Origin of the sequence: Escherichia sp. XD33 (assembly GCF_019375075.1) — a bacterium.
GTDB lineage: Bacteria > Pseudomonadota > Gammaproteobacteria > Enterobacterales > Enterobacteriaceae > Enterobacter > Enterobacter flexneri_A.
In genome coordinates, this window is record NZ_JAENDM010000093.1 from 1 (window position 1) to 6,935 (window position 6,935).

General features: G+C 49.1%; 4 protein-coding genes. All 4 read left to right on the forward strand.

Features of this window, described 5'->3' with window-relative positions:
• The coding region (locus K0778_RS24305; RefSeq protein ID WP_142761941.1) for an integrase core domain-containing protein at positions 1 to 231 on the forward strand (231 nt) is incomplete at its 5' end.
• A gap of 24 nt (positions 232 to 255) precedes the next feature.
• Positions 256 to 1,707 carry a DUF262 domain-containing protein gene (locus tag K0778_RS24310; RefSeq protein ID WP_000443938.1) on the forward strand — a complete coding sequence of 484 codons (1,452 nt, stop codon included), beginning with the start codon at positions 256 to 258 and terminating at the stop codon, positions 1,705 to 1,707.
• Positions 1,700 to 3,742: a DUF262 domain-containing protein gene (locus K0778_RS24315; protein ID WP_000995974.1), complete on the forward strand. Its 2,043-nt coding sequence runs from the start codon at positions 1,700 to 1,702 to the stop codon at positions 3,740 to 3,742. Before K0778_RS24310 ends, K0778_RS24315 begins: the two co-directional genes overlap by 8 nt.
• A gap of 186 nt (positions 3,743 to 3,928) precedes the next feature.
• A partial coding sequence (locus K0778_RS24320) for a DUF4011 domain-containing protein (RefSeq protein ID WP_153520322.1) occupies positions 3,929 to 6,935 on the forward strand: 3,007 nt, incomplete at its 3' end.

Sequence of the window (6,935 nt, forward strand, 5' to 3'; positions counted from 1 at the left end):
GGAAACTGCTGGGATAACAGCCCAATGGAGCGCTTCTTCAGGAGTCTGAAGAACGAATGGGTGCCGGCGACGGGCTATGTAAGCTTCAGCGATGCAGCTCACGCAATAACGGACTATATCGTTGGATATTACAGCGCACTAAGACCGCACGAATATAATGGTGGGTTACCGCCAAACGAATCAGAAAACCGATACTGGAAAAACTCTAACGCGGTGGCCAGTTTTTGTTGACCACTTCATACCGCAGGAGGCATGATGGAGAGCATTAATAATCAAGTGCAGTCGGTACGCCAGTTGCTGGCCATTCCCCAACTGGCCATCCCAAGCTATCAGCGACCTTACCGCTGGGGCTCCAAGAATATCTCGGATCTCTTTACCGATTTGGCAACCCATCAGGACAAGAGCGCCTACCGGCTGGGCTCGGTGGTGTTTCATCAGCACACCGATAGTGAGCAGGGCGAAATGCTTGATATCGTCGATGGTCAGCAACGCACCCTGACCCTGATGTTGACCGTCAAGGCGCTGATCGAGGTGCTGGATAACGAAAATCGCAGTGGCAAAGAGAAGAGTATCCGGTTTCAACGTCAGGATCTGCGTGAGCAATTGCAGGTCTTGCGTGGACCTATCGATGCGTTTATGCAGCGCCAGCGCTTCCCCAGCCGGGATTCGGAGTTCAACCTCAGACGCAACTATCTGGAGTTGCGTCGGCTGGTGGCCCGCCCTGAGTTTGACGAGCAGCAAATTGACTTTCTGCTCAACCGCTGTCAGGTGGTCTGCTTTGTACTGCAGGATATCTCGGAGGCGTTCCAGTTCTTCGATTCGCAAAATGCCCGGGGGCGCGATCTGGCTCCTCACGATCTGCTCAAGGCATTTCACCTGCGCGAGTTTGCCGGTCATGAGGCCAATCTCAAGGCCGAGGCGGTCGCCCATTGGGAGCGCCTGCCAAGCGACGAGCTGGCCAATCTGTTCGCCCTCTATCTCTATCGGGTACGCCAGTGGGCCGAGGGCAAGTCGGCCCGCTACTTTGGCAAGGGGGAGGTGGATCTCTTCAAGGGGGTCAACCTAGATCGGGTAGGGCATTATCCTTACGTGGAGTCGCTGCGCATCGCCCACCACTTTGTCGATGAGTACAACAGCCAGTACCAGCGCAAGATTGACGGCCAGTACATGACGTTTCCCTTTCATCTCGACCAGATGATCATCAATGGTCGGCGCTTTTTCGAGATGGCCGAGTACTACCAGACGCGGGTGGCCGCCATCGTGGCCGAGGAGTCTGATTCCGGCAAGGCGCAATCTGCCACCCTGCTCGGCGAAACGCTGACACCGATGGCCAGCAAGGTGCTATCGACCCTGGGCAGCTACGAGCGTCGCCACCGCACCGGGGATCGTTATGTGCGGGCCATGTTCGACTGCGCCCTGATCTTCTATATCGACAAGTTCGGCAGCCAAGGGCTGTCACTGGCCATCGAGAAGTGCTTTATCTGGGCCTATCGCTGCCGCATCCGCCAGCAGGTAGTGCAGTTGGCAACCATGGATAACTATGTGCTGGAGCACAATCTGATCCGTGCCATTCGTGATGCTCGTCTGCCGGGAGATCTGCACGGCTTCCCTTTGCCTAGCATGAGCAGTCGAGAGAACAAGAACAATCGCAATGGTGCCGAAGATGAGCTGGTCGGGCTGTTTCGGGAGATGAAATATTATGAATGATGCAGGCGTTCGCCCCTTTTCCATTCGTGCACTGCTTGAAGATCGCGCCCGCTATCTGGTGCCCATGTACCAGCGCAACTATGCCTGGGGTGAGGGAGAGATCACCCAGCTGCTGCAGGATGTGCTGGATTATCAGCAAAAATTGGTCAGTGGTAAGGGGCCGCAAACCTACTATATCGGCACCCTGGTGGTGTTTGCCCGGGACGATGGCAGTTTCGAGGTAATCGATGGCCAGCAGCGCTTTACTACCCTCTCTCTGCTGGCCAATTGGCTCAAACATCACGCGATAGATTCGGTGGATATGAGCTGGTATCAGACCATCAACCTCGCTTTTGAGAGTCGCCCGATATCGAGCCATACCTTCGAGCGCTTATGGCAGGGTGTTGCCCCCTACGATTTGCGGGGGAGTACCTTCAATGAAGGTTTGGTAAACGGTTTTGAGCTGATTGGCAAGGCAATGGCGGATCTTGGTTTGGTAGGGGCTAAACTGACGGCCTTTTGCGACTACCTCTTCAAGCATGTGCAGATCTCTCGTATCGAAGTACCCAAGGATACCGATCTCAATCACTTCTTCGAGGCGATGAACAATCGCGGCGAGCAGTTGGAAAAGCATGAAGTGATCAAGGCGCGGCTGATGGAGACGCTGAACCAGATACCCGAGGAAGAGCATCGTCGCCAAAGTATTCATATCCTGACCCGGGTATGGGATGCCTGCGCCAATATGGAGCGCTATATCCAGTACGGCTTTACCCCGCAAGAGCGCCACCGTCTGTTTGGTGAGAGCGACTGGGGTCAGTTTGTGCCCCGTGATTTTGCCCATCTGCTTGAACTGCTAGGATCCCCAAACACGGCCGACGCTGCCGATAAAAGCCGTGCAGCTGCCGGTAGCCAAGGGCGCACCTTGTTGGCCATTTTGCAGGATGACAAGCTTGATGGTGAGCAGACGGTGGAGGAGGAGAGCGCAGGCTCCGAGCGCTTTAACAGCGTCATCAACTTCTCCAACTTCTTGCTCCATGTGCTGCGACTCGTGAGCCGCGACCCGGGTGATACGGAGGGGGTGCCGCTTGATGATAAACAACTGGTCGATCAGTTTGAGCTGCGAGTGATAAGGCAACCGGATCCAGTAGCGGCAGTTCAGCGTTTTATCTATGGCCTGTTAAAGAGCAAGTATCTGTTTGATCAGTTCATCATCAAGCGCGAGTTTGCCGATGGCAAGGATAGTTGGAGTCTGAAGCGGCTGCACTGGTATTCGGAAAAGAGCGTCAGTTACATCAATACCTTTGACAAGGATGAAAATGAGAATGGTTTCTCTGGTGTTAACCGGCGGGTCCTGATGTTGCTGTCGGCGTTTCATGTGTCGACCCCGACCCTGGTTTACAAACATTGGCTGAATGGTGCACTGAGATATCTGTTCGACAATTGTCACCCTGATCAACCGGTGGATGCCGGGGCTTATCTGTCCTATCTGGAGAGTCAGGCTCGCCGCTTTGTCTTCCAGCGCTTTTTGGCGCCTGGTGAAGGGGCTTCCTATTACCAGATGCTCTACCTTGATAACGCCCTGTTGCCCGCCATCAATGTGGATGAGAGTTGGCACAAGGTGATTACATCCAAACTTCGCTTCGGTCATATCGAGAACAACTTTGTCTTCAACTTCCTTGACTATCTGCTGTGGGTACGAGATCGGAATAGCGACAAAGTTGCTGGCTCCTTTGAGTTCACTTTCCGCAGCTCGGTGGAGCACTTCTCACCCCAGCATCCGATGGATGGCTATAAACCGGTTGAGCAGAGTGCACTCCATTCGTTTGGCAACCTTTGCCTTATCAGCCACAGCAAGAACTCGCGCTTGAGTAACTTCCAGCCGCAACAGAAGCAGGAGCACTTTGAAGCAAGCCTTGCCAATAACCAGACTGATAGTCTTAAATTGCTTGCTATGATTCGGCTGATGAAAGATAAAGGTCGTTGGCTGGAAGATGAGATAGCTGAGCATCAACAAGATATGTTGCAGGTCTTACTATCCAATCAAATTCAGCAATAACGGATTGAATCTGTTTATGAAATTTGGCTGCTATCAACTAATGGGCGTTAAGTTGATTGTATGATCTGATTGATAAAGAAGGGGAGACTAAAAATCTCCTCTTCTTTGCAGCAGTTTACTGCGGTCTTTTTGTGATGCATCAGCATAAAACGTTTTACTTGTGGACCCTAAGAAATGGAGAACATTATGTCGACTGTAGATACCTCTACAGCAGAGGAACTCAATCAAGGAGGCTCAGATTTTATTCTGACTTCCCTCGAGGCTATGCGTAAGAAGTTATTGGACCTTACGTCTCGAAATCGACTTTTGAATTTCCCTATCACTCAAAAAGGGTCTTCACTACGTATTGTTGATGAATTACCAGAACAGCTTTATGAAACCCTTTGCTCGGAAATCCCGATGGAATTTGCTCCTGTGCCCGATCCAACTAGAGCGCAGCTGTTAGAGCATGGCTATCTCAAAGTTGGGCCAGATGGTAAAGATATACAGTTAAGAGCTCATCCTAGCGCTAAGGATTGGGCGCACGTCTTAGGAATCCGTACAGATTTTGATTTACCAGATAGCCATAAAACGGTTGTTTCTGATTCAGATAGAGAGTTGCTGGAAAAAGCCCATCAGTTTATCTTGCAATATGCCCAAGGCCAGAATGGAAAATTAACAGGGATTCGTTCTGAATACGTTAATCAAGGTATAGCTTTGTCAGCGTTGAAGGAGGCGTGCTGCTTAGCAGGCTATGAAGGGCTTGAGGATTTTGAACGACAGGCAAAGGCTGGGAATGAGATTAGTATATCTTCTTCCAATCCCTCTCATGACGATAATCGGATACAGGCTCTGCTTTATCCAAATGAACTGGAAGCTTGTTTGCGCGCCATCTATGGTAAGGCTCAAACTGCTTTGGAGGAGAGTGGCGCCAACATCTTGTATTTGGCGTTAGGGTTCCTTGAGTGGTATGAAAGCGATTCCTCTGAAAAGGCACGTTATGCACCGTTATTTACAATTCCGGTGAGATGTGAACGAGGAAAATTAGATCCGAAGGATGGTCTTTACAAGTTTCAACTTTATTACACGGGTGAAGATATTTTGCCCAATCTCTCTTTGAAGGAAAAACTTCAGGCTGACTTTGGCCTCGCTCTTCCTTTGTTCAATGAAGAGGAAACTCCAGAGTCTTATTTTGCTTCGGTGAAGAAGGTTGTAGAGCAGCACAAACCTAAATGGTCTGTGAAACGTTATGGTGCACTTAGCTTGCTCAATTTTGGCAAGATGATGATGTATCTTGACCTCGATCCTGCCCGCTGGCCTTGTGACAAGCGCAATATATTGTCTCATGAAGTAATTCGTCGCTTTTTCACCAGTCAGAGCTGTGGTCAAGAGAATTCCGACTTACCTGGTGGCTTCGGTCAGCATGAGTACTGCATCGATAGTTACCCTGATATTCATGACAAGGTTCCACTAATCGATGATGCGGATAGCTCGCAGCACAGTGCGTTGATCGATGCTATCCGTGGTCAAAACTTAGTCATTGAGGGCCCTCCTGGTAGTGGCAAATCACAAACGATCACCAACTTGATTGCAGCAGCTCTGTTCAACGGTAAGAAAGTCCTGTTTGTGGCAGAGAAGATGGCTGCACTGGAGGTCGTCAAACGTCGCTTGGATCGTGCGGGGCTAGGTCAATTTTGCTTAGAGTTGCACAGTCATAAAACTCATAAGCGCAAGGTGCTGGATGATATTAATGCTCGCTTGGTGAGTCAGGCGACCATGCCTACTATGGAAGAGATTGATGCTCAGATTTTGCGTTATGAAGATCTTAAGCAGCAGCTCAATGAATATGCCGCATTGATCAATAACCAATGGGCGCAAACAGGCAAAACGATCCATCAGATTTTGAGTGGTGCAACCCGTTATCGTCACAAATTAGATATTGATGCAACAGCACTTCATATCGAAAACCTTTCCGGGAAGCAGTTGGATAAAGTGACCCAATTACGGCTGCGTGACCAAATAGTAGAATTTAGCCGCATCTACAAAGAGGTTCGTGAGCAGGTGGGGGCTAATGCAGAAATATATGAGCACCCTTGGAGCGGTGTGAATAACACACAAATTCAATTGTTTGACAGCGCTCGTATAGTCGATTTGCTACAAACTTGGCAGACATCAATTATCGACTTTCAACATAGCTATCAAGAATATGTAGATAAGTGGGCGTTAGAAGGCGAAAGCCTTAATACGCTTCAATATATTGAGCAATTGGTAGAAGATCAGTCGAATCTTCCAGTGTTGTGTGGTTCAGAGCATTTCCCAGCACTTAGTGAGCTAGATTCACCCGATGCCATTGCACGGGTGCGTCACTATTTAGATAGGTTCGAGTTGCTACAAGGTCATTATGTGGCCTTGAGCCAGGTTATCGAGCCTCAAAAGCTACGACTTTTAGAACAAGGACAATCGTGTGACTTTCCTCGTGAAGAGCTGGAAAAATATGGTGCAGCAGAGGATTTCACTTTACGTGATTTGGTCAGGTGGCTTGAATCCATCCAATCAATTCATGATGAGTTATCATCTATTTATGCGCAATTAAACGATTTCAAAAATGCTTTGCCAGATGGTATTGCTTCGTATATCGATGATTCGCAAGCTGGATTGCTATTCTGCTCTGAGTTGTTGTCGATTCTGGGTGCTTTACCGACTGAGCTTATTAGAGTTCGAGATCCTCTTTTTGATGATGATGATATCGATGCAGTATTGCGCGACTTAATGTGTCAAATCGAAACATTGCGTCCTTTAAGAGATGGTCTATCTACTTTGTATCAATTGGACCAGTTGCCTTCCCAAGAGATGCTCGCGCATGCCGTTGCTGTTATCCAGCAAGGGGGATTATTTGCATGGTTTAAGAGTGATTGGCGTAGTGCCAAGGCACTGCTCATGGCGCAATCTCGTAAGCCTGACACTAAGTTTGCTGAGTTAAAACGCTGCTCAGCTGATTTGCTCAAGTATTCGGAGCTGTTACAACGGTTTGAACAAAGTGACTTTGGTAATCAACTTGGTAATGCATTCCGAGGGTTGGACACCGACTGTGAACAACTCATGTTATTGCGTGATTGGTACAAGAAGGTCCGAGCTTGTTACGGGATAGGTTTTGGAAAGCGAGTTGCGATAGGCTCTGGATTATTTAACCTAGATGGTGAGATTATCAAAGGTG

Bases quoted from the DNA above. Each gene is read 5' to 3' on its own strand.
- K0778_RS24315 (WP_000995974.1), top strand. From the start codon at position 1,700: ATGAATGATGCAGGCGTTCGCCCCTTTTCCATTCGTGCACTGCTTGAA.
- K0778_RS24310 (WP_000443938.1), top strand. From the start codon at position 256: ATGGAGAGCATTAATAATCAAGTGCAGTCGGTACGCCAGTTGCTGGCC.